The organism is bacterium (assembly GCA_035380285.1).
Lineage (GTDB): Bacteria > Auribacterota > Erginobacteria > Erginobacterales > DAOSXE01 > DAOSXE01.
Genome location: DAOSXE010000021.1, coordinates 1 through 22,172, shown reverse-complemented (window position 1 = coordinate 22,172; position 22,172 = coordinate 1). Strand labels below are relative to the sequence as shown.

Below are 22,172 nucleotides of genomic sequence, written 5' to 3'. Positions count from 1 at the left end.
GGCCCCCAGGGGGGAGAATTCAGAATACAGTATTCAGAATTCAGTAGCCCCCCGCCTCAACCTCCTGAAGATTTTTTGCGCCTGATTACTCTGATTACCTCTGATTGAGAGAGGGGCAAAGGGTTTGGGAAGGAGCAGGCAAAGACGGCGGAAGAAATCCGTTATTGTCTGCCATGTTCTACTGAACCATTACCATGAAGATCATGAAGGAGAGCAAGGAAGCCTGCTATCTCCCCAACTTATCACTCGGGCTGCGGTTATTGAAAAAACTTTGACCGTTAGCTGTTGCGGGAGGATACTGACAAAAAATAGCCAATTGTCACTAAGGTTTACTTGAAAGATCGCTAATGTCCTTAGGTGAGGTAAATGTGACCAAAATAAAAAGAATTCATTGCATGGCTATTCTGATGGGAATAATGGCTGCATCTTGCAGTACGATGCAAAATACAAGGATAGGATATAATACCCTCAGTGAAGTACCTCCATCCACTAAGCTGCCAATCGATGGGGAATGGCGAGATTTAAGCACTAATATGATCATTCAGATAGAATCAAGTAGGGCATATTCACCCAATTACAAAGGCCTTTTCGGTGAGGTTTACGATGATTACTCAAAAATTATTTTCCGCGACGTAGAAAGACTTGCGGCAGGCCATTATAGTTGCTGGGCAGCTTATATTGGTTCTTCGGGTGCTGTAGCTTATAAACCAGCCCAACTCACTCTGGTATCTGAATCGGAACTGCTTTTATCGGTCCCGACCGATTCGCAAACCGGGTCAGCGAATATAGTTTCAGTCTATAAATCTATAAAGCTCAACTACCCCGATGGTTTTAAAGCAGAACTCAAGCAATCAAAAGATGTGCTTCACCTTGATGATTTATCCAATGATGTATCTGCTATCCCTGCATATATGGATGATGTATCCACATACCATTTAGCGGATAAACAGACTTATACTGTGGAGGATTTCCCGATCGTTGATTACAAGCACGATATCAATACCGGGAAAGGGACAATCTCAGTAGACCTCATGGGAAAGGGTATCTTGGCTCGTCATTGGGTTGTTAAGAATATAGGAGTAATCTGCTCAAGCAAATATATTGCCTTGGAAGCCGGAGAAGAACAGACCAAAGGCGGAAGATATCATGTTCTGAGTGAGCATTTTGAGGATGGAATATTAACCGTAGAATTCCAAACCTTATACTAAACATTACGCATGATTTGTTTTCATCGAGGTTCATCTAGTTTGATTGATGCCACTAAATGAAAGCACGAGCGTTGGTATTGGTTGAGAAGATCATTGCCGCAATGATGTCGGCGATGGAAAAGTATACTAAGCCAGAGGAGGTACGATGGAAAACCTTGGACTAGACAAGTTGCCTAAAGAGGGTTCAAATCTTCTATTTTCCGATGAAGTGATGGATGAACTGAAGGTCTCAGAGGCTAGTTTATATATATGTCGTTTTGTACGAATCGGAGTCAAGGATGCTCAATTTATAGATTACTCGTTAACGCAATGCCAGTTTGAGGATTCATACAACCCATTAAAGGTTGTAGGTGGAGGACATTAACTTAAAAAGCGACCCGATATTTGGGACAGTTCAATACTGTAATGAGTAATGTAATCCGTTCAAATTACTTCCGATATATCTCACATGTGATTGATGCCTATGTTGATCGCCATATATTTAAACAAATGTACGATTTCTACAAACATTTTAGCGATCCAAATGGTTTTTCCGAGCCAAATCCATCTGTTTTTGCCGAGAATGTAATCACTTCTAGCGATTCTCTTGTCATTTATACATCTTTTGCAATTGAGTCTTATACGAATCTCCTGGGAGAGAGTTTGTTGCCGAATAAATTTTTTTCAAAATATTTAGATAGGTTGCCTTTATTAGATAAGTTTTCGGCCATTATCGAGATGAAATATAATGAAAATCCTGAATTTAGTTCAGAACCATTTCAAACATTATCCAGACTTAAGAACGATAGGGACAAGCTAGCTCATGATAAAAGTAGACATGTATACTCCATGGAGGAATTAAATCGTGAAATGAAAAAGTATACAATGCGAACAAATCTAAGGAGAATTTTTCAAACTTTGCTTGCATTTGATAGATATATGAGTGCATTGAAATGCGATATTGTGTTTTTAAATGATTATCATAAGGGAAGGATCAAATCATGGTTGTCTCGAAAAAAATTTTATAAAGTAGGAGATGGACTGTTATTCGCACCAGCAACGTTTCCAAGTATAATTGAATACAGATTCACAGTCAGACGGCATACAGGATTTATGCCAGTAGGATATCAATTAGATGAGGAACGAAAGCTTTTTACTAAAAATGCCAAAAAGAAATGAATCTGTTTTGCGTAAACTTAAAAATACATTATTTGTCCAATATTGTTTGAATGAGGTTTTTACTATGCACATAAGTATAACGTATATCTCCTTGGAGAGACTGTGGTGCTAAAAAAGAATGGTACAGCCGAGCTATTTTTAATGTTTTAGATAAACATTACACGCTTAAAGCTAAAAAACATTATAACCGACTAGATCAAAACGTAGCTTTGACCAAAGGCGGATAAATGGGGAGGTGAGTTTGGCACAACTGGAGCATATAGAGGCGATTGAGAAACGGCTTTGGACCGCGGCGGATACGTTGCGGGCAAACTCGAACTACGCCAGCAACGAGTATTTTTTGCCGGTAATGGGCCTGATCTTCCTACGCCACGCCTATAGCCGGTTTCTGGCCGTCAAAGATACCATCGAGGCAAAACTCCCCCGCCGCGGAGGCAAGCGGAGGGCTTTGACGAAGGAAGATTTCTCCCGCAAAAGTTCCATCTTTCTTCGGGGGAAGGCCCAGTTCGATCACCTTGTCGCTCTGACCGACAGCGATGACCGCTCTAGGGCCATCATAGAGGCGATGGAATCTATCGAGGCCGACTACGAGAACCTCCGTGGAGTCTTGCCTAAGGGCGAATATCAGGAACTCGACAACCAGGTTCTCGGCCAGCTTCTCCGGACGCTCAACCCGGAGGAACTCAAGCGGGTTTCCGGCGATGTCTTCGGCCGCATCTACGAGTACTTCCTCACCCAATTCGCCGACCAGAAGGCTCACGACGGCGGGGAGTTCTTCACGCCAGTCTCCCTGGTCTCGCTCATCGCTCACGTTCTTGATCCTCAGGGCGGCACGGTGCTCGACCCGGCCTGCGGCAGCGGCGGGATGTTCGTCCAGAGCGCCCGCACGGTGGAGGAGCGCGGCCAGAGTCCGACCGAGCGCCTCACCTTTTACGGCCTGGAGAAGAACGCCACCACCATCCGCCTGGCCAAGATGAACCTGGCCGTTCACGGCCTCGAGGGCGACATCCAGAAAGCCATCACCTACTACGAGGACCCGCACGAGCTGGCGGGCAAGTCCGACTTCGTGATGGCAAATCCCCCTTTCAACGTCGACGAGATCGACGCCGACAAGGTCAAGAAAGATCCCCGCCTGCCCTTCGGCCTCCCCAGCGTCAACAAGAAGGGTAAGGTCTCCAACGGCAACTACATCTGGATCAGCTATTTCTACAGCTACCTAAACGAACAAGGTCGGGCGGGGTTTGTTATGTCGTCCCAGGCGTCTAGTGCCGGGCGCGATGAGGGAAAAGTCCGCCGGAAGCTCATCGAGACCGGCGACGTGGACCTGATGATCGCCATCCGCCCCAACTTCTTCTACACCCGCACCGTTCCCTGCGAGTTGTGGTTCCTCAACCGCAACAAGCCCGAGCATCACCGAGACAAGGTGCTGATGATCGACGCCCGGAACATCTACCGCAAGGTCACCCGCAAAATTTACGACTTCAGCCCGGAGCAGGAACTCAACATTCTCGCCATCGTCTGGCTCTATCGCAGCGATATCGGTAAATACCTCGACCTCGTGGCCGGTTACTGCCGCCGTTGTCTCGATGAAGCCGGGGACTGCTTCACTGCCCAGGATGATGCCGGCGAGAAGATCGAGCCGTTGCCGTCTTTCATCGATGCGCTGGCCGCGCTGCGGAAAGTTCTCGATCCGTTTCTCAAGATTCAGCCCGTTGAAGGTCCGCAAGCGGAAACACTCAAGGAACTGGACGATGCCGTCCCGGCATTCGATACCGATGTTGACGCCTTCCGGCAAGCCGTCGCCGAGCAGCAAGCCGCCTGGAAGAAACAAAAGACCACCAATGGCGAACTGAAGAAGGCTGTGGACCGGCTCTCTCCGCTGGCCGAAATCGGCCGTGACCTGATCAAACAGACCGACCTGCTCTACAAACTCGCCTGCCGCCTCATTGAGACCTGCGAGAACGAATGCGACGCCCGCAATAACGATGCCTGGATCAACCGCGAGATCACCCGCGCCCGCAAGGGCGCCGACGAGGCCCGCGGTCTTGCCGTCGAGCAGCTCAAGCAGGTTCGCTACTTCTGGCGTCAGGCCCACTGGCTCACCGAGCGTTTCCCGGAGGCGAAACTCCGCGATTTTGAGGGGCTGGTCAAGCTAGTGGACAGAACCGAGATCGAAGCTAATGACTGGAGTCTTACGCCCGGCCGCTATGTCGGCGTCGCCCCCGAGGAAGAAGACGAGGACTTTGACTTCGAGGAAGCCCTCCGTGAGATCCACGTTGAGCTGGAAGACCTCAACGCCGAAGCCGTGCAACTGGCCGCGACGATTAAGAAGAATTTCAAGGAGTTGGGGGTATGAATTGGCAAAAAGTCCCCATTAGCCAACTGGGACGCGTTGTGACTGGGAAGACTCCACCCACCAAGCAACGCCAGTACTATGACGGAGATTATCCCTTTATCACCCCTTCGGATCTGGATTACGACACCTATAAAATTAGGACAACCACCACTACCCTTAGTGAGGAAGCATACGCAAAGTTTCTCAATCAGTTTGTCACGGAGAACACGGTTACGTTTACTTGTATTGCTTCTGTCGGCAAAATTGGAATTGCGACAACAGCTTCACTTACAAATCAACAGATCAACTCTATCATCGTTAATAATGAGCATGATCATTGCTTCATTTATTACCTTCTGCGAAATGAAGCACGCCGCATCAGCGCGATGTGCACCGGCGTAGCAACACCGATAATCAACAAAGGAGACTTTGAAAAAATAGAAGTCAAGGTTCCGGGGCTATTGGCAATTGAACGAAATATAGCTTCAATCCTTTCTGCCTACGACGACCTGATCGAGAACAATCGGCGGCGGATTCAGTTGCTGGAAGAGGCGGCGCGTCTGCTCTACAAGGAATGGTTCGTCCACCTCCGCTTCCCCGGCCACGAACACGTCAAGATCACCGACGGTGTGCCGGAGGGGTGGAGGCGCAAAAAAATATCCGAGGTTTGTGAAACCTTTGGAGGTGGTACTCCCTCTACAAAGGTGTCGGAATACTGGGATGGTGATATAACGTGGATTGTTCCTTCTGACGTTACGAAGAACAATAGTCTTGTCCTGTTGGATTCGGAACGAAAAATCACTCACCGCGGGCTTCGGGAGTCTTCGGCAAAGTTGGTTCCCCCTGATACTATCTTGATGACAAGCCGTGCCAGCGTAGGCTATTTTGCGCTTATCGATATTGAAGTATGCACCAATCAAGGATTCATCAATATCGTTCCTTACCAGAGCGAGCTACGAATGTATCTTCTGTTTAATCTCCTTAGCCGTGTTACTGAAATTCGAAGCAATGCGAAGGGTACGACCTACCCTGAGATCAGTAAGGGGCGATTTCGCGAGATGGATATACTGATCCCAAGCAATGTGCTGCTATTGCAGTTTGACAAAGTTGCTTATGACATTATCCGTCAAGTCCGGTACCTGATGCGCTCAAATGCCCATCTTGTGGCAGCCCGCGATCTTCTCTTGCCTCGCCTGATGAGCGGGGAGGTGGCGGTATGAGCGGCCATCCCGAAGGGGAATCGATTCGGCTGAACTATGCTCGGCGAATGGTGGGGGGAGATTGGCTGCAGGGAGACGGGAGAGAATAGTGCAAAGTGGCGGTCATTCCTTTCAATTGGACGGACATAAACTTTCAATTGGACGGGCCAAAACTTTCAATTGGACGAATAAATACTTGCAATCAGCCGGGGATAACCTTACAGTTGGTCGGAATGAAAACTCCGGAATTCTATCCCCGGTTCCTGCGTCCGCGCGTCCTTGAGGCGCTCTCCGATTCGCCGGTGGTCTTGATCCACGGTCCCCGGCAGTGCGGGAAGACCACCCTGGCCCGGTTGGTCGGGGATGAGGCCGGCCTGTCCTACTTCACCTTTGACGACGACCTGCAGCGGACGGCGGCGCGGGCCGATCCGGTGGGTTATGTCGCCGATCTGCCCGAGCGGGCGGTGCTGGACGAGGTCCAGCGGGTGCCGGAGCTCTTCACCTCGCTGAAGGCCGCCGTGGATGCCCGGCGCACGCCGGGGCGGTTTCTGCTGACCGGTTCCGCCAATGTCCTGCTGGTGCCTCAGCTCGCCGATTCCCTGGCCGGCCGGATGGAAATCTTGCGTCTCTATCCCCTGGCTCAAGCGGAACTCGCCCGGCAAACCCCACTATTTCTCTCCCGGCTATTCGGCGGCGGGTTCCAGGCGGGAAAAATCGGCCGGCGCGAAGGCAAGGCGCTGGCCGGCCGGGTGGCGGCCGGCGGATACCCCGCGGCCCTGGCCCGGTCCCCGGCTCGTCGGCGCGCGGCCTGGTATCGGGATTATGCCGACACCTTGATCCAGCGCGATATCCGCGACCTGGCGCGCATCAGCGCCTTGGATACCCTGCCGCGCCTGCTGGCGATGGTTGCCGGACAGACGGCCTGCCTGATGAATGTCTCCGAACTGGCCGCCCCTTTTCAGATCAGCCGCCCGACCATCCGCGAATACCTGACGCTGCTGTCCCGGGTCTTCCTCCTGGACGAGTTGCCGTCGTGGCACAGCAACCGCCTCAAGCGCCTGATCAAGACGCCCAAGCTGCATATCGGCGACACCGGCCTGGCTTGCACCCTGCTGGGGTTGGACGCGGAATCGCTCTGGCGGGATCGGGAAGTCTTCGGGCGGCTTTTGGAGTCGTTCGCCTATCAGGAACTTCGGCGTTTGGCGAGCTGGAGTGATGAAATGATGGTCTTCAGCCATTTTCGCGACAAGGACAAGGATGAGGTGGACGTGGTCCTGGAATCCGGCAGCCGTGTGGCCGGAATCGAGGTGAAGTCCGCCTCGACGGTACGGGGCGAGGATTTCAGGGGGCTGGAGAAGCTCAGGGAGGCCGCCCGAAAAAAGTTTGCCGCCGGGGTAGTGCTCTATGACGGTGGGGCGGTGGTGCCGTTCGGGGAGAATTTTTACGCCGTGCCTTTGTCCGCCCTTTGGGAGAACGATTGATGCCGTATACCGAAGACTTCCTTGTCCAGCGGACCACCGCCGAGTATATGGAACGCCAGTTGGGTTGGAAATCGGTGTATGCCTATAACAACGAGGACTTCGGTCCGGCCAGTCTGCTTGGCCGTTTGTCGGACCGGGAGGTGGTGCTGACGCGGCCGCTGCGGGCGAAGCTGGTCGAGTTGAACCCGGATTTGCCTGACGAAGCCTATGACGCCGCCGTGCGGCAGATCACGGCCACTTCGGCAACGCAATCGCTTTTGGCAACCAACCGGGAGAAGTATGCCCTCTTGCGCGATGGGGTTCAGGTTACCTACCGAAACGAAGAAGGCGAGCCAATGCGCCGTCGCCTGCGGGTCTTTGATTTTGCCGAGCCGACGAACAACGATTTTCTCTGTGTGCGCGAGCTGTGGGTTCGGGGCGATCTTTACCGTCGCCGGGTCGACATCGTGGGGTTCGTCAACGGCCTGCCCTTGCTCTTTATGGAGCTGAAGAACGTCAGCAAGGACATCCGCGCCGCTTACGAGCGTAACTTCAAGGACTATCTGGATACTATCCCCCATCTGTTCCATCACAACGCCCTGGTCGTTCTGGCCAACGGCGTGGACGCGAAGATCGGTTCGGTTTCCAGCCGGTTCGAGCATTTCCACGAGTGGAAACGCCTGGCGGAGGAACAGCCAGGGGTGGTGGATATGGAGACGCTGCTCAAGGGCGTATGCGAGAAAGCGAACTTTATGGACCTGGTGGAGAACTTCATCGTCTTCGACGACTCGGCCGGGGAGACGAAGAAGATCCTGGCCCGCAACCATCAGTTTCTGGGGGTCAATCGGGCCATCGAAGCCGTGCGCGACCGGAAAAACCGGGATGGGAAGCTGGGTGTCTTCTGGCATACCCAGGGCGCGGGCAAGAGCTACTCGATGGTCTTTTTCACCCGGAAGATCCATCGCAGGCTGGGCGGGAACTTCACCTTCCTCGTCCTGACCGACCGCGACGACCTGGACACGCAGATCTATAAGACCTTCGCCGGGTGCGGCGTGGTGGACAACGACCGGGACCCCTGCCGGGCATCGAGCGGGGAGCACCTGGCGCGGTTGCTGGCCCAGCACAAAGCGCACGTCTTCTCCCTGATCCAGAAGTTCAACCAGGACGTGGACCCGGAGGAGGGCTATTCGCAACGGGACGACATCATCGTAATCACCGACGAGGCCCACCGGACCCAATACGGGACGCTGGCGCTCAATATGCGCAATGCCCTGCCCAACGCGAGCTATATCGGGTTTACCGGGACCCCGCTCTTCAAGGACGACGAGATCACCCGCCGGGTCTTCGGCGATTACGTCTCAACCTATGATTTCCAACGTGCGGTGGAAGACAAAGCCACGGTGCCGCTCTATTACGACGCCCGCGGCGACAAGCTCGGCGTGGCCCTCGGCGATTTGAACGAGCGGATCGCCGCGAAACTGGAGGAGTTGGAGACGGACGACATCGATGTGCAAGAGCGCCTGGAGCAGGAGCTGAGGCGCGACTACCACATCATCACGGCGGGGAAACGGCTGGATCAGGTGGCCCGCGATTTCGTGCGGCACTACTCCACGGCGTGGGAAACCGGCAAGGCCATGCTGGTTTGCATCGACAAGATCACCTGTGTGCGGATGCACGATCTGATCGTCAAGTATTGGGACGAGCGGATCGCAGAACTGGAAGCGAAGTTGCCTTCGGCCACGGACGAACAGGAGGAGCAGTACCTCCGGCGCCGGATCGAATGGATGCGGCGGACGCGCGTGGCGGTCGTGATCAGCGAGGAACAGGGCGAGGTCGAAAAGTTCCGCAAGTGGGGCTTGGACATCACCCCGCACCGACGTCTGCTCAAGGAAGGAATGGACCTCCCGGAAGATTTGCGCCGGCTGCCGCAGTTCCGCAACCTGCAGAGGTTGGCTTTGGATGACGCCTTCAAGGAAGAGCAGCATCCGTTCCGTATTGCCATTGTCTGCGCGATGTGGCTGACCGGATTCGATGTGCCCTGTCTCTCAACGCTCTACCTGGACAAGCCGCTCAAGGCTCACACCCTGATGCAGGCCATCGCCCGGGCCAACCGCGTGAACGAGGGTAAGAACAACGGGATGATCGTGGACTACTGCGGCATCCTCAAGAACCTGCGCAAGGCGCTGGCGACGTTTGCCGGAACCGGCGATGGCGGTCGCGCCGGCGAAGACGGTGAAATCGAACCGGCCAAGCCCGAAGAGGAATTGCTGGCCGATCTGGCGGAGGCGGTCGCTCTCGTGCGGACGTTCCTTACCGATCGGGGCGCAGCGCTGGATGACATCGTCTCGCGCACCGGCTTCGACCGTAACTCGGCCATCCTGGATGCCAAGGAAGCCGCCAACGAAAACGACGAGACCCGAAAACGGTTCGAAGTGTTGTGCCGGGCCGTGTTCACGAAGTTCAAGGCATGCATCACGGTCGAGGGAGTGAACGCCTACCGCGACGATTACGGCGCTATAAACGTGGTCTACAAGAGCCTGCAGCAGGATCGAGAGAGGGCGGATATCACCGACATCATCCGGCAGCTGCATGCTGTGGTAGACGAGGCAATCGAGCCGAAACCAGATGTTGCCGCGGAAGAGGCAGGCCCCTATGACATCAGTAAGATCGACTTCGACCGGTTGCGCCGGGAGTTTGAACGCACTCCGTCGAAGCGGACCACCGTGCAGAATCTCAAGACAGCCATCGAGCGGCGTCTTCAGCGCCTGCTCCAGCGGAACCCTTTGCGTACCGACTTTCAGAAGCACTATGAGGAAGTTGTGTCCGAGTACAACCGAGAGAAGGATAGGGTGACCATCGAGAAGACCTTCGAGGAATTACTGCGGATTCTCGAAGATATGAATGAGGAGGAAGGACGGGCCGTCCGGGAAGGGCTCGACGAGGAATCCCTGGCCGTTTTCGACCTCCTGAGGAAGCCCGAGCTCTCTCCCAGTGAGATCAGGAAGATCAAGGCCGTCGCCGTAGAATTGCTAAAAATCGTCAAAGCCCGCATCAAGGAGATTCGGGACTGGGAGAGTCGTGAAGCCACCCGCGACGAGATCCGCCTGACCATCCGGGATTTTCTCTGGAGCGAATCGACCGGTCTTCCTATAGAAAAATATACCGAAGAGGATGTGCAGGAACGGGCGGAGGAAATTTACCGCCACGTGTATCGCGTCTATCCGACGCTGCCCTCGCCGTACTATGAAACGCCGGCTGCCTGAATCAATAAGAACAGCCTATTCATTGCCTTTGCTGGTTTATCCAGTGCTTTGGCCCTGAACCCTCTTTTCCCCTCCTCTTCATAAACTTCATGTCCTTCATGGTAGAGAGAAGCAGAGAGCATGGAGCATAGGGTAAAACCCATCCGAGAATTCAGGGTTCAGGCGGAGCGCAGGGCATAAGACCTCTTCGCATCGGCCCGAAAAAGAGGGCTCAGAGGAGTGGGCAAAGAAAGTAGAGGCTTCACAGGGTTCGGGTGCAAAGCAGGCGCTATTGAATCCTTCGCTGCTCGGTGGAAGCTGTTGACATCATGAGGGTCAGAAGTGAAAAATATTAAACAATGATTCTTGATTCCTCCATTATATGCTGTTTGCGTCTCAAGCGCTGAGATAGAGGTATTGTAAAGAAGACAAAATATTGGAACATGATTATACTCAATTAAAATACCCTACTTGGATATTATAACTTAATTTAAGTGAAATTATTGAACCGATACTTATCTCTTATACGGTCTGGGTTTGATGAATGCACGAAGTAGAATAAATTTTTATTCACAAGATTCAATAGATCAAAATTTTAATTAGCATGAAAAAGAAAGACAGAAGAAAGGGCTTTATTGCTGGTTATAAAAAATCAGGGCCTGTGGGCAGATTTATGGTTCAAGCAACAATTGTTGGAATTATAATAGGCATAGTTGGATTAATTATAAGTATAGCTCCAAAAAGTCAGAATAAATATTTAAACAAAAATAATCAAAATTTACAAAACAATTACACACCCATAATAAAATTTTCTCCAAATTTCAGAGGAGCATTAGTAGTTAGTGATCTTCTTTCCGTAGAAGGAACAATTCATTTTAAAACAAAATTAAAAGATCTTCTGTTTGGAAATGAAGTGTATTTTGAAATTTACGATAATGATTTTTATTTTTCATTAATCCTAAAACCCGGGAAATTAATTTTAAAAAGAAACAAACACGAAATAGCTCTGGATATATCTCAGGTGCCAAAAGAATTAGACGAAGTACGTATAATTGCAATATGGGGATACGAAAAATTGTATTTAATGTGCGGCAATGGCAGTAAATTTGTGTCTGCGCAAATACAGACTCAGATAACTTTTCCATCAAAAGCAATGATAAAATGGGCAAAAGAGCAAAATTTGCTATCTACGGATATATACAAATCAGAAGATGCATTTAGGGCAAGGATATATGCTATACTGGAAACAGTAAAAGAAAAAATTAAAAAGATTGATTTGCAGAATGCATTTTGGAATATTCAATACGAAAATAATATTGTTATTTCAAGAAGCCCAAAGGGAGAGAAGGATATTAAAAGAATAGTATATGCAATATTGTTTGATCAAGCTTTGATTGGGAATATAGAGGTAGTACAGGATTACAATACGCAAGAAGGGATAATTGATTTTGTAATGATAGGGCAAGTAAAAAATATCGGAAGTTCAAAAGTGGCTATTGATTTTGATGAATTTTGCAATAAGGAAACACAATACATACTAATTAAAGAATTAGCCGGGTGTTTAGAAAAAGCAGATATATCATATGCTGCAATATGTTTATTGTGGTTTAAAGGGGAATGGTATAATGAGCCAAAAGAATATGAGGATTTTGATAGTGCAGATTTTAATGCTAAATTATTGCTTAGAAATTTAGACTATCAATCAAGAAATAAGCTAAGAATATTTAGTTTTGATTTGACAACTAAAGAAAAATAATTCAAATCGGTATGTTTGGGCAACGTGGGGAAGATGAAAATGTATAAGACACCGTGGATAGCGGCGCTGGGCGTTCTCGTTTCCGCGACCGCGTACGCGGCTCGGTTCCCGGATGCGGTGGAAAAAAGGATAGTCCTCACCGGCCCGGCGGCGGTTTCGGTCGCGGAACTGTTCGGGTTAAGCCCTTCGTCCCCGCATTCCGTTTCCTTGCCGTTGGGGAGGGGAGACGCGTGGGCGGTTTACCTGCTCAAGCAGGATACCGAAGAGAAACTGTGGAACGACAACGAGGGTTCCCCGGCCCGATACAACGCGATGGAAATGTCGTATGGCCCGGTTCCTGCCCTGGCCGTCTCCCCTTATTGGCTCGATTTGGGCACCCGGCTTCCGGAAACGAAAGCCGGGTATTACTCGTTCGGATCCCCTTTCATGCCTGCGGCGCTGGACGGGGAGGATCCCTGGACTCGTCTCGTGCGACGGCTCAAGGCCGGGCCCGGCTGGGATGAGAACGCGCAGATGCCGTTTCGGCGCCGTTTCGCTTCCCCCGACGGGGTCGAGCTGTGCATCGAGGTGTTCGGCGTCGTGCAGTATCCCGACAATAAAGCGCGTGCGGGGTATATCGTGACGATCACGACTTACGTGAAGAATACGGCGCCGTCCGCGAAGGGGGGAGAAGAACGGTGAAACGCGTCGTCGCCTTGCCCGAGCCTCAAAAGAGTTTCGATTTTCCGTTGATGAAAGCCCTGGCGCAAAGGCGGTCGGTCCGGCGCTGGAAGGATACCCCGGTCCCGGAGCGGGAGTTGTCGAATCTTCTCTGGGCCGCCTGTGGGGTGACGAAACTCAAATACGGCCGCGTCAAATGCAAGCGGACGGCTCCCTCGGCCTGTAATTCGCAGGAGATCAGGGTGTACGCGCTCCTGGAACAAGGAGCGTTTTTATATAACGAAGAAAACCACGAACTGATCGAAGTTCTCGACCGGGACATCAGGGAACACGTCGGCACCCAGAAGATGATGAAGTCGGCGCCGCTGGGCCTGGTTCTGGTCGCCGATCTGTCGAGAATGACCAGCCCTTTTCTACGGAAAGAAGAAGCCCGGCGTTTCAGCGCCTGGGTCGATACCGGCTACGTCAGTCAGAACGTCTATCTGTACTGCGCCGCCGCCGGCTTGGGGACGGTGGCCCTGTCCCTGGTGGACCGGGACAAACTGCACGGCCTCATGCGCTTGCAGGAACACGAGAAGATCGTTCTGACTCACGCCGTCGGCTACCTGGCCTAATCCGTCGGCCGCGGCGCTCGAACGGAAAAACGGGAGGACACGGGCAATGATCACGTTTTTCATCGCGCCTTTCGTGCTCTGTTTTCTGCTCTACCTCTTCGCCCGCCGCAACGCCGATTACAATATCGTCACCAGCATTTACGTCGCCCTCGGAGCCGGCCTGGGGTGCTTCGTCATCAGCCACGCTTTCGCCGACGCCCTGGGCTTTTTCGTGGTCATCCCCATGGTTGCCCTCTCGGGGTTTCTCATCTGGAAATTTTGCTACACCACCGTCGCTCAAACCGTTATCGTCACTATCGGGTTCATGGGATATGTAGTGTTCTTTCCGAAATTGATCGAACTGTTTCTCAACGCATGATGAGAAAGCCCTTGCCCCCGCGGGGCCGGGAGGCGGCACCATGCCGTATTCGCTGACGTACGACGAAGATCTGCGGGCCGTCGTCGTGGTCTTGACGGGACGGGTGGACCTGTCGGCGATCAGGGAAGCGGCGCGGGCGACGGCGCGGATGTGCGGGGAACGGAGCTGCCGGCGCATACTCAACGACGCTTCCGGCGCCGACGTCCATGAGTTGAAGTTCCTGGACGTCTACGCCAGCCCGGAAGTGCTGGAGGAATGCGGGATACCCCGAACGACGACCAGGGCCCTGGTCGTCCCCGCCGGTTTCGCCGACGCGCAGTTTCTCGAGGACGTAACCTGCATCAGGGGCCATACCCTCCGGGTGTTCCCCTTCGTCGAGGAAGCCCGCGCCTGGCTCCGCGGCCGCGCCTGAATATTAGAAAGGGAAACGAGGGGAGGAAACGATGCGGATTCTCATCGCCGTTCTCGCGGCGATCGGGCTCGCCGTCTGGGCGCTGGCCCGATTCTCCCAGCTCGGCATTTTTCAGGCCGGCGACGCCGTCGTCTTCATCGGTCTGGCCCTGGTGCTGGGAATTCTGGAAAAGAAGCGAACCAGAGGCTGAACAGGGCGGCGCGGCGAAGCGAACATGAAGACGATAGCGCAATCCTGGCAGGCCTGGGCGTTGCTCTCGGCGGTCTTCGCCGCCGCCACCGCCCTCCTGGCCAAGGCGGGCGTGCAGGGCGTCAACTCGAACTACGCCACCTTCCTCAGGACCGTCGTGGTCATCCTCTTCCTGGCGGCGCTCCTCGCCGCCACCGGCGGGTTCCAGGCGCCGTCGGCGATCGGCGGACGGAGCCTGCTCTTTCTGGTCCTCTCGGGGCTGGCGACCGGCGCCTCGTGGTTGTGCTACTTCCGCGCGCTGAAGCTGGGGCCGGTCTCCCAGGTCGCGCCGATCGACAAGCTCAGTCTCCTGCTGGTGGCCGTTTTGGGGGTGGCGGTGCTGGGCGAGAAGCTCTCGGTCCGCGCCTGGATCGGGGTGGTCTTCATCGCCGTCGGCGCCGTCCTGGTGGCGCTGAAGCAATGAGCCCGGGTCGTGGGCGGAGTCCGCGGTGGAAATGAACCACAGAGGGGGAATGAGAGGGTTCAGGGTTCGGGGTTCAGGAGGGAAAGAGCAAAGGGCATAGGGCATGGAGCATGGAGTACCCCACCTCGCCCTCTTTTCCCCCTTCATGAACTTCATGTCCTTCATGGTGGAATTCCATTCCTGAACCCCGAACCTTTTCTGCACCTGATTACTCTGATTAACTCTGAAAGGGAAAGAATTCGGAATACAGAATTCAGTATTCAGTAGCCCCCAACCGCGCCCGCCGATAAGTCCACAAACCTGCCTGCCGCAGGCAGGCTACACAGATAGGGAGTGGGCTTAGGAGGGACATGGGGAACGGGATAGGTGAGGTCATTGCTTCGCTCGCAATGACGGAGATCCTTTATGCTCCATGCTCTCTGCCCTCTGCTCCTCACATATCTACATGTGAACGACGCCGGGGGCGTTCAGAACTTCTGCACCCAGGCCCGTACGCCCTGCATGATCATCTCGATCGACACGGTGCCCACGAACAGGGCCGTGACCCGTCCCGCGATCTCTATATACCTTTCGACCAGGCGTTCCCGTTTCGGGCGGACGTAATCGTGCAGGGCCTTCAGCGCGATCATGATGAAGGCGGAGACCAGGACCGCGAACAACACGGTCGCGCAGGCGAAGAAGGGATCGTGGCGTTTGCCGATAATGATGCTGGCGCTGATGGTTCCGGGGCCGATGAGAATCGGCATGGCTATGGCTCCCGCCAGGTACCGGGACTCACCGCGAAGTATTTCGATCGTCTGGGGGCCGCGGAAGACGAACTGCAGGCCGATGAGCAGAAAAACGACGCCGCCGAAAATCTGAAACGAAGCGAACTCGGCCTGCAGCACATTGGAGAAGATCGCGTCGCCCAGGACGGCAAAACACCAGAAAACCGCGGTCGCGATCACGCCGGCCCGGAACAACACCCGGGCGAACCGGGCGCGGTCGAGTTTCTCCACGACGTCGATCAGGTAGACGATGAGCAGGAAGGGGTTCAGGAGTACGAGCAGCAAAGCCGAGGATCTCAATAAGTCGGTCATGGCGGTTAAGAAAGTTCGCGAGGGCGAGGAGCAATCCGCGAACGTTTCGACGCACCGGCGTTGAGGGGATTACGGAAAGCGGCCCCCGGCGGTTGATTTGATTGGCCTCACTATAACAGCTCCGGACGGACTTGAAAACGCATAAGAACCCGGTGATTCCGTTTCCGCGCAACTCCCCTCCGAGTCGAGCAGGTACGGCAACCTCCCGTCCCCCATCGATGTAATCTATGGATTTACTTTCCCGGATTGCGAATACTGGCTTTAAAACCCGGCCGCCGGCAACAGATAAGGAGAAGGCAATGAAACGACTGAGAGTATGCATCGGCTCCAACGACGGCGAAACCCTCGCCCGTACCCACATGGGGGATACCGACTGGTTCTACATCTACGATCTTCGGGAGGATGCGGCCGTCGAATTCGTGGAAAAGCGGGCCAACCGCGCCAAGGAGATGGAACACGCGCAGTCGAACAAGATGCAGGAAGTCATCGGGATCGTGCGCGACGCCGATATTTTCGTGGCCCGGCAGAAGAGCCCCAACTTCGTGAATATCGCCGACAAGACGAAATACCAACCCGTCGTGGTCAAGGCCGATACCCTGGAAGAGGTGTTGGCGGCCCTGGGGAGGGCGTTGCCGGAAATCCGGGGGTGCGTCGACCGAAGAAGAAACGGGGAGGTCTTCGCCGAGATCCCCGAGCTCTAGGAGGAAGAAGAGGGTTCAGGCCCGGAATTCTACCATGAAGGACATGAAGTTCATGAAGGGGGGAAAAGAGAGGGTTCAGGAGGGGAGCAAAGAGCATAGAGCAGAGAGCATAGGGAAAACCACCACCGCCACAGCCCCCTTTAGGGTTCAGGAAGGCGAGGAGCTGGAGCGACGAAGCAATCTCCGGAGCAGTTCAAATATAGAGAGATTGCTTCGCTCCGCTCGAAATACTCTATGCTCCATGCCCTATGCTCTTTCCCCCTGAACCCTTCCCCCTCTCCATGGCGAGTCCCTACGCCTTGTGCTTCTTCCCGTGGGGGCATTTCTTCAGGCAGAGGAACCAGTCCAGGCACGTGTAGTCCCCGCCGGCGCCCTCGACCCGGTCCTTGGCCGTTCCGCAGGAGCCGGGCGGCGGGATGATCACGTCGTCGCCGATCTCCCAGTTGGCCGGGGTGGCGATCCCGAACTCGTCGGAGTGCTGCATCGCGATCAGCATCCGCTTGATCTCCTGCATGTTGCGGCCGTTGGAGAGCGGGTAGTAGAGGATGGCCCGGACCACGGCGTTGGGGTCGATGATGAAGACCGCGCGCACCGCCTGGGTGGTGCTGGCCGAGGGCTGAAGCATCCCGAAGGCCTTGGCCACGTCCATGGTCAGGTCGCTGATCACCGGGAAGTTGACCTCGACGTTCTTCATCCCCCGGTACTCGATCTTCTCCTTGATCGTGCGCAGCCAGGCGATATGGCTGTAGGTGCTGTCGATCGACAGGCCCAGCAGCTCGCAGTCGAGCGCCTTGAACTCGTCGGCCATGGACGCGAAGGTCATGAACTCGGTGGTGCAGACCGGGGTGAAGTCGGCCGGGTGCGAGAAGAAGATCACCCACTTGCCCGCGTAATCCCCGGGAAAGCTGATCTTCCCCTGGGTGGTTTCCGCCTCGAAGGACGGAGCTTTCTCCCCGATCAGGGGGAGCCGGTTGGCTTGTTCGTTCATCGTCGAACCTCCTTGGGTTACAGTTGTCGTCATGGTCTGTTCCGCCCGGGACATGGGGCCGCCGCAGCAGATCAATTCCCCGCCGCCGGCCGCGGTCACCCGGACGGTGTTGCCGCAGATCCGGCAGACCCAGGTCTCTCCCGCGCGTTCTACCGTGGGCATCTTCGTCTTTCCCCGGGCCGCGGTCAAGGATGCAGGAACTTGGAGACGAAGGGCGATTCCCCCACCCGGCCCCTCCGGAAGTGGCCGGACGGTCCCTGGCCCAGAAACTCGGCGAACCAGGCCTCGTGTTCGATCTCCTCGTTGAGGATCGCCAGGCAGAGATCGTGGGTGCGGTGGTCCTTGCCCGCGGTCAGGTTGCACAGATGCGTGTAGCCGTTGACCGCGCACTGTTCGGCTTTCAGCAGCACCTGGAGGATGGATTTCGTATCCGGGTTTTTAGGCAGGCGCGCCGGGGGACAGGCCGAGATGTCGTGGAATTCCTTCATATCGTCGGGGAGCTTCCCCCCCAGCTCGTAGATCCGCGGCACCAGGGCCTCGAAGTGGTTGCGGTCTTCGATCCGGGCGTCCTCGGCTATCTCCTTGAGACCCTCGCCCTCCATGCCGATCAGGTTCACGCGCAGGATGGTGTAGTAGTAGAACGTGGTCAGCTCCGCCGCGGCGTTGGCCACCAGCAGCTTCACCAGTTCATCGACGTCGATCCCCGCTTCCTCCACCAGTCTTCTCGATACCAGGTTCATGGTTCTCTCCTCCCTTCGGTGTTTTCCCGGGTTCGCTGCGGCCCCGCCGGCCTCGGCCGGGCCTCTTCCGCGTCGCTCGTAAGGCCTCACCTCCTTCACAGTATCTCCCAATCAGGTATTTTTAGTAATTAGTAATAATTACGATTGAATTCGAAAAAAATATCACCGCCGCCGCCGCTCTTTTTCCCGGCAGTCCCGGCATCGGCCCCACAGCTCGACGTGCACGGAATCGACCTCTCCCAGGGCGGCGGCCTGGGGGGGCGCGGCGAACCCGTCGAGGGCGTCGCAGTAGAAATCGCCGACGAACCCGCATTCGGTGCAGATGAAATGATGGTGCCGGTCGGTGTTGGCATCGAAACGCACGCTTCCCCCTCGGAAGCCGACCCGGGAGATCACCTTTTTTTCCTCCAGCATCCGCAGGGTCCGGTAAACGGTATCGAGGGAGATGGAGGGGATGCGCTCGCGCACCCGCCGATAGACGGTGTCGGCGTCGGGATGCTCCTCGGTCGCGGCCAGTTCGCGCAGGATCTCCGTGCGTTGGTGGGTGGCCTTGATACCCAGGCGTCGGCACGCCTTCATGAAGTCCTCCACCCGTCGTTGTGTCCGCGGTTTCGAATCCACCTGTGCCCGTTCCTTATAATAACGATTATTATTTAGTAACATTGCCGGACGCGCTCTCCGGAGTCAAGGAGTTTTTACCGGCCCCGGGCAGGGGGCGGGGCGCCCGGTCAACCCCGGGCCCGCCGACGGTCCCAGTGCAGCAGCTCGATCAGGTTGCCTTCGGGGTCGGCGGCGTAGACGAAGGTCAGGACCCCCGAGCCCGGGACTTCGCGGGTGGAGGGCCTGCCCACCGCCCTGCCCCCGTGAGCCAGGACTTTCCCGAGGGCGCCGGGGACGTCGTCGACCTCGAAGGCGATATGGGCGAACCCCTCGCGGTCGGCCCTGGGCCGGGGGCGTTCGGCCGGGGATGTGTATTGAAACAACTCCAGGGTAGGCCCCCCGTCGCCGGCGCCGGGCAGGCTCAGGTGGATCCCCTCGATCTCGGCCCCGTCGACCCCGGTCCCCGCTTCCAGCCACCGGCCCGAGTAGCTCCTGGCCGGGGGCAGGGGCCGGCAGCCGAAAACTTCTTCGTAAAACCGGGCCAGCTTCCGCCAGTCCCGGGCCACGATGTTGAGATGTCTGTACTCGGCCCGCATCCTCGGCGATCCTCCGCTGGGGCCGATCCTAGCGGGCGCCCCCGCCGGCGGTCAAAGAAATTCCCGCTTCCTCCCGGGGCGTTTCGCCAGTGGCTTGTACCAGACGTTCATGCTCTCCAGGGAGCCGGCGATGTTGGTGTTGTTGATCAGCCGCCCCCCGTAACGGTAGCCGCTCCGGGCGAAGACGGAGTTCATTCCCGGCGACAACGCCCGGGCGATGGTGTAGGCGACGGCGACGCCCCCGGCGCGGGCATGGCTTTCCATGCGCTCGAGCAGGCGCCCGGCCAGCCCGCGGCCCCGCCACTGCGGGAGGGTGATGAAATCGGTCATTTCCGCGTTCCGGTCGCGGGGACTTTGTTCGGCGGAGGCGAGAGCGACGAGCTTGCCTCCCACTTCGGCTCCGAAGTAGACCACGTGCGAACGCATGGTCTCCAGCAGGTAATCGGGATCGTGAATCGGGAACGGGTAGGAGCGGAAACCGTCCGCGTACAGTTCGGCCATGCGGGCGACGTCGGCTTCGCCGCACCGGCGCACGGCCGCGGTTTCGTGCTTCTTCCCGACGGCGCTCGCCCGCTTCCCGCGGGCGAGGGACAGGACGGCTTCATGGCGGCGCCGTCGGCGTTCGCGGGCGCGCCGGGCGTCGAGGTATCGGCAGAGAAAGAGGGCGTCTTCCCGGCCCCGGAAGAACCCGGGGACCTCCGCTTCCACGCGGAATCCGGCGGCGAAAAAAGCCCGGCCCCCGGAGCGGGGGATCTTGGCGAAGATCTTGGAGTAGCCGTGTCCGCGCGCTTTCTCCAGGAGCTTCCCGGGCAACGCCCGGTCGGCGGGGTCGGGGGCCCGGAGCAGATAGATCCGATCGTTCAGGGCCCCGTGCTGGACGAGCGCCCCGGCGTACTCCTCGACGATGTCCCGGGCCCGCGCCCCCATCAGGCCCGCCGCAGGTGCCGTTCGTTTTTTTCCGGAATCAGGGAGATGGCCCGGTCGTAGTCGGCCAGCAGCTTCTCGATTCCGATACTCCGGCTCTCGTCGGCGTCGGCGAGGTTGAGCTGGAGATCGCAGCGTTCGCAGTCGCGGTCGCAGAAAGTCGCTTCGTACGAATCGGGTTCGCGGTAGGTGGTGATGACCCCCTCGTAATTCCGCAGGACGACCTTGTTGGTCGACCAGGAGATCAGGTAGTTGGGCATTACCGGAATTTTCCCCCCGCCGCCGGGGGCGTCGATGACGTAGGTCGGTACGCAGAAACCGCTGGTATGGCCGATCAGGCTTTCCATGATCTCGATCCCTTTGCCCACCGGGGTCCGAAAATGGTCGAGCCCCTGGGCCTGGTCGCACTGGTAGAGGTAGTAGGGACGGACCCGGTTGGCCACGAGTTTATGCACCAGCGCCTTGATGATCCGGGGACAGTCGTTGACGCCGGCCAGCAGCACCGATTGGTTCCCCAGGGGAATTCCGGCGTCGGCCAGCCGGGCCAGCGCCTCCTTGGAGGAAGTCGTGAGTTCGCGCGGGTGGTTGAAGTGGGTGTTGATCCAGAGAGGATGGTGTTTTTTCAGCATCCGCGTCAGTTCGTCGGTAATGCGGTAGGGGAGGACCACCGGCGTTCTGGTTCCGATTCGGATGACATCGACATGTTCGATGCGGCGCAGTTCCCCGAGCAGCCGGTCGAGGTAGCCGTCGGGAAGCAGGAAAGGGTCGCCCCCGCTGAGGAGCACATCCCGGATGCGGGGATGGCCGCGGATGTAGTCCAGGCCCCGTTCCAGCTCTTCCCGGCTGGGGATTCCGTCCGGGTCGCCCACCTGGCGTTTCCGGGTGCAGTGCCGGCAATACGTGGCGCAGGTGTTGCTGACCAGAAAAAGTACGCGGTCGGGGTACCGGTGGGTGATGCCGGGGACCGGGCTGTCCCGCTCCTCGTGCAGGGGGTCGGACATCTCCGAACCCAGGACGTCCAGCTCGTGTACGGAGGGGAAGCACTGCTTGAAGACGGGGTCGTTTTCGAAATCGTCCCGGTCGATCAGGGAGAGGTAGTAGGGAGTGATCGACAGGGGGAAGCGCTCCAGCGTTGCGCGCAGCAGCCGGGAGGTTTCCTCCGGGAAACGCACTTCCAGGATCGACTGGAAGCGTTCCAGGTCGGTGATACAATGTCGCAACTGCCACTTCCAGTCTTTCCAACGCGACAAGGTCGTATCCGTATCGAGTTTCTGAGCGATCTCCCGCTGCGTATCGTTGTAGATCATGGGCTTTTTCTCCGGGCAAACTTGGGCCGGTTCGCGCTGTCGTCGCCACAAGGTGGAACAGTGCCGGCACGGGGACCGCGGTGGCGGGGTCGGACCGCCGCCCGCGGCGTCAATGCTTGCGGTTGAACACCAAGCAGTTATAAAAACATAGCAAACAAACCGCCGCCGGGTCAAGGCAAAACC

At 56.1% G+C, this 22,172-nt stretch carries 22 protein-coding genes; 15 read left to right on the top strand and 7 right to left on the bottom strand.

Annotation, left to right across the window (positions count from 1 at the left end; all coding sequences use genetic code 11):
* Positions 1-368: 368 nt before the first annotated feature.
* The 13 genes from PLZ73_08950 to PLZ73_08890 all read left to right on the top strand — a co-directional run bounded on the left by PLZ73_08950 (position 369) and on the right by PLZ73_08890 (position 15,054).
* Entirely contained in the window at positions 369-1,208 is an 840-nt protein-coding gene (locus PLZ73_08950) for a hypothetical protein (protein HOO78002.1), read from the top strand.
* 450 nt (positions 1,209-1,658) lie between these two features.
* Entirely contained in the window at positions 1,659-2,366 is a 708-nt protein-coding gene (locus PLZ73_08945) for a hypothetical protein (protein HOO78001.1), read from the top strand.
* Between the two features lie 241 nt (positions 2,367-2,607).
* A complete protein-coding gene (locus PLZ73_08940; GenBank protein ID HOO78000.1) occupies positions 2,608-4,722 on the top strand; it encodes an N-6 DNA methylase in 2,115 nt (704 codons plus the stop codon).
* On the top strand, positions 4,719-5,921 hold the full coding sequence (locus PLZ73_08935; GenBank protein HOO77999.1) for a restriction endonuclease subunit S: 1,203 nt from the start codon (positions 4,719-4,721) through the stop codon (positions 5,919-5,921). Before PLZ73_08940 ends, PLZ73_08935 begins: the two co-directional genes overlap by 4 nt.
* A gap of 212 nt (positions 5,922-6,133) precedes the next feature.
* Positions 6,134-7,381 carry an ATP-binding protein gene (locus PLZ73_08930; protein ID HOO77998.1) on the top strand — a complete coding sequence of 416 codons (1,248 nt, stop codon included), beginning with the start codon at positions 6,134-6,136 and terminating at the stop codon, positions 7,379-7,381.
* Positions 7,381-10,623 carry a type I restriction endonuclease subunit R gene (locus tag PLZ73_08925; protein ID HOO77997.1) on the top strand — a complete coding sequence of 1,081 codons (3,243 nt, stop codon included), beginning with the start codon at positions 7,381-7,383 and terminating at the stop codon, positions 10,621-10,623. Before PLZ73_08930 ends, PLZ73_08925 begins: the two co-directional genes overlap by 1 nt.
* A 583-nt stretch (positions 10,624-11,206) precedes the next feature.
* Positions 11,207-12,358: a hypothetical protein gene (locus tag PLZ73_08920; protein ID HOO77996.1), complete on the top strand. Its 1,152-nt coding sequence runs from the start codon at positions 11,207-11,209 to the stop codon at positions 12,356-12,358.
* 39 nt (positions 12,359-12,397) lie between these two features.
* On the top strand, positions 12,398-13,039 hold the full coding sequence (locus PLZ73_08915) for a hypothetical protein (GenBank protein ID HOO77995.1): 642 nt from the start codon (positions 12,398-12,400) through the stop codon (positions 13,037-13,039).
* Positions 13,036-13,632: a nitroreductase family protein gene (locus tag PLZ73_08910; protein HOO77994.1), complete on the top strand. Its 597-nt coding sequence runs from the start codon at positions 13,036-13,038 to the stop codon at positions 13,630-13,632. The genes PLZ73_08915 and PLZ73_08910 overlap by 4 nt, the downstream gene beginning before the upstream one ends.
* A gap of 46 nt (positions 13,633-13,678) precedes the next feature.
* Positions 13,679-13,990, top strand: a complete 312-nt coding sequence (locus tag PLZ73_08905) for a hypothetical protein (GenBank protein ID HOO77993.1) — start codon at positions 13,679-13,681, stop codon at positions 13,988-13,990.
* Between the two features lie 40 nt (positions 13,991-14,030).
* Positions 14,031-14,402: a hypothetical protein gene (locus PLZ73_08900; protein ID HOO77992.1), complete on the top strand. Its 372-nt coding sequence runs from the start codon at positions 14,031-14,033 to the stop codon at positions 14,400-14,402.
* Between the two features lie 31 nt (positions 14,403-14,433).
* Positions 14,434-14,592, top strand: a complete 159-nt coding sequence (locus tag PLZ73_08895) for a hypothetical protein (GenBank protein HOO77991.1) — start codon at positions 14,434-14,436, stop codon at positions 14,590-14,592.
* Positions 14,593-14,616: 24 nt separating this feature from the next.
* Entirely contained in the window at positions 14,617-15,054 is a 438-nt protein-coding gene (locus PLZ73_08890) for an EamA family transporter (GenBank protein HOO77990.1), read from the top strand.
* 467 nt (positions 15,055-15,521) lie between these two features.
* On the opposite strand, the gene PLZ73_08885 is transcribed toward PLZ73_08890, so the two are convergent.
* Positions 15,522-16,133, bottom strand: coding sequence for a MarC family protein (locus PLZ73_08885; protein ID HOO77989.1), 612 nt, complete (start codon positions 16,131-16,133; stop codon positions 15,522-15,524).
* Between the two features lie 299 nt (positions 16,134-16,432).
* Between PLZ73_08885 and PLZ73_08880 the strand changes: the two genes are divergently transcribed.
* Together PLZ73_08880 and PLZ73_08875 are read left to right on the top strand one after the other, a co-directional pair.
* Positions 16,433-16,834, top strand: coding sequence for a NifB/NifX family molybdenum-iron cluster-binding protein (locus PLZ73_08880; protein ID HOO77988.1), 402 nt, complete (start codon positions 16,433-16,435; stop codon positions 16,832-16,834).
* 34 nt (positions 16,835-16,868) lie between these two features.
* Positions 16,869-17,099, top strand: coding sequence for a hypothetical protein (locus tag PLZ73_08875; GenBank protein ID HOO77987.1), 231 nt, complete (start codon positions 16,869-16,871; stop codon positions 17,097-17,099).
* A 27-nt stretch (positions 17,100-17,126) separates the two neighbouring features.
* Here the strand turns inward: PLZ73_08875 and PLZ73_08870 are convergent, their stop codons facing one another.
* The 6 genes from PLZ73_08870 to ablA form a co-directional block, all read right to left on the bottom strand.
* Entirely contained in the window at positions 17,127-17,984 is an 858-nt protein-coding gene (locus PLZ73_08870) for a peroxiredoxin (GenBank protein ID HOO77986.1), read from the bottom strand.
* A 23-nt stretch (positions 17,985-18,007) separates the two neighbouring features.
* A complete protein-coding gene (gene dps, locus PLZ73_08865; protein HOO77985.1) occupies positions 18,008-18,562 on the bottom strand; it encodes a DNA protection during starvation protein in 555 nt (184 codons plus the stop codon).
* A 162-nt stretch (positions 18,563-18,724) separates the two neighbouring features.
* On the bottom strand, positions 18,725-19,141 hold the full coding sequence (locus PLZ73_08860; GenBank protein HOO77984.1) for a Fur family transcriptional regulator: 417 nt from the start codon (positions 19,139-19,141) through the stop codon (positions 18,725-18,727).
* A 149-nt stretch (positions 19,142-19,290) separates the two neighbouring features.
* Positions 19,291-19,758: a VOC family protein gene (locus PLZ73_08855; GenBank protein HOO77983.1), complete on the bottom strand. Its 468-nt coding sequence runs from the start codon at positions 19,756-19,758 to the stop codon at positions 19,291-19,293.
* 51 nt (positions 19,759-19,809) lie between these two features.
* A complete protein-coding gene (ablB, locus tag PLZ73_08850) occupies positions 19,810-20,685 on the bottom strand; it encodes a putative beta-lysine N-acetyltransferase (GenBank protein HOO77982.1) in 876 nt (291 codons plus the stop codon).
* Positions 20,685-21,989 (bottom strand): lysine 2,3-aminomutase, encoded by a 1,305-nt coding sequence (gene ablA, locus PLZ73_08845; protein HOO77981.1) that lies wholly within the window; start codon positions 21,987-21,989, stop codon positions 20,685-20,687. Before ablA ends, ablB begins: the two co-directional genes overlap by 1 nt.
* Positions 21,990-22,172 lie beyond the last annotated feature (183 nt).

Bases quoted from the DNA above. Each gene is read 5' to 3' on its own strand.
- PLZ73_08935 (HOO77999.1), top strand. From the start codon at position 4,719: ATGAATTGGCAAAAAGTCCCCATTAGCCAACTGGGACGCGTTGTGACT.
- PLZ73_08930 (HOO77998.1), top strand. From the start codon at position 6,134: ATGAAAACTCCGGAATTCTATCCCCGGTTCCTGCGTCCGCGCGTCCTT.
- PLZ73_08925 (HOO77997.1), top strand. From the start codon at position 7,381: ATGCCGTATACCGAAGACTTCCTTGTCCAGCGGACCACCGCCGAGTAT.
- PLZ73_08920 (HOO77996.1), top strand. From the start codon at position 11,207: ATGAAAAAGAAAGACAGAAGAAAGGGCTTTATTGCTGGTTATAAAAAA.
- PLZ73_08915 (HOO77995.1), top strand. From the start codon at position 12,398: ATGTATAAGACACCGTGGATAGCGGCGCTGGGCGTTCTCGTTTCCGCG.
- PLZ73_08905 (HOO77993.1), top strand. From the start codon at position 13,679: ATGATCACGTTTTTCATCGCGCCTTTCGTGCTCTGTTTTCTGCTCTAC.
- PLZ73_08900 (HOO77992.1), top strand. From the start codon at position 14,031: ATGCCGTATTCGCTGACGTACGACGAAGATCTGCGGGCCGTCGTCGTG.
- PLZ73_08895 (HOO77991.1), top strand. From the start codon at position 14,434: ATGCGGATTCTCATCGCCGTTCTCGCGGCGATCGGGCTCGCCGTCTGG.
- PLZ73_08890 (HOO77990.1), top strand. From the start codon at position 14,617: ATGAAGACGATAGCGCAATCCTGGCAGGCCTGGGCGTTGCTCTCGGCG.
- PLZ73_08885 (HOO77989.1), bottom strand. From the start codon at position 16,133: ATGACCGACTTATTGAGATCCTCGGCTTTGCTGCTCGTACTCCTGAAC.
- PLZ73_08880 (HOO77988.1), top strand. From the start codon at position 16,433: ATGAAACGACTGAGAGTATGCATCGGCTCCAACGACGGCGAAACCCTC.
- PLZ73_08875 (HOO77987.1), top strand. From the start codon at position 16,869: ATGAAGGACATGAAGTTCATGAAGGGGGGAAAAGAGAGGGTTCAGGAG.
- PLZ73_08870 (HOO77986.1), bottom strand. From the start codon at position 17,984: ATGCCCACGGTAGAACGCGCGGGAGAGACCTGGGTCTGCCGGATCTGC.
- dps (HOO77985.1), bottom strand. From the start codon at position 18,562: ATGAACCTGGTATCGAGAAGACTGGTGGAGGAAGCGGGGATCGACGTC.
- PLZ73_08860 (HOO77984.1), bottom strand. From the start codon at position 19,141: ATGAAGGCGTGCCGACGCCTGGGTATCAAGGCCACCCACCAACGCACG.
- PLZ73_08855 (HOO77983.1), bottom strand. From the start codon at position 19,758: ATGCGGGCCGAGTACAGACATCTCAACATCGTGGCCCGGGACTGGCGG.
- ablB (HOO77982.1), bottom strand. From the start codon at position 20,685: ATGGGGGCGCGGGCCCGGGACATCGTCGAGGAGTACGCCGGGGCGCTC.
- ablA (HOO77981.1), bottom strand. From the start codon at position 21,989: ATGATCTACAACGATACGCAGCGGGAGATCGCTCAGAAACTCGATACG.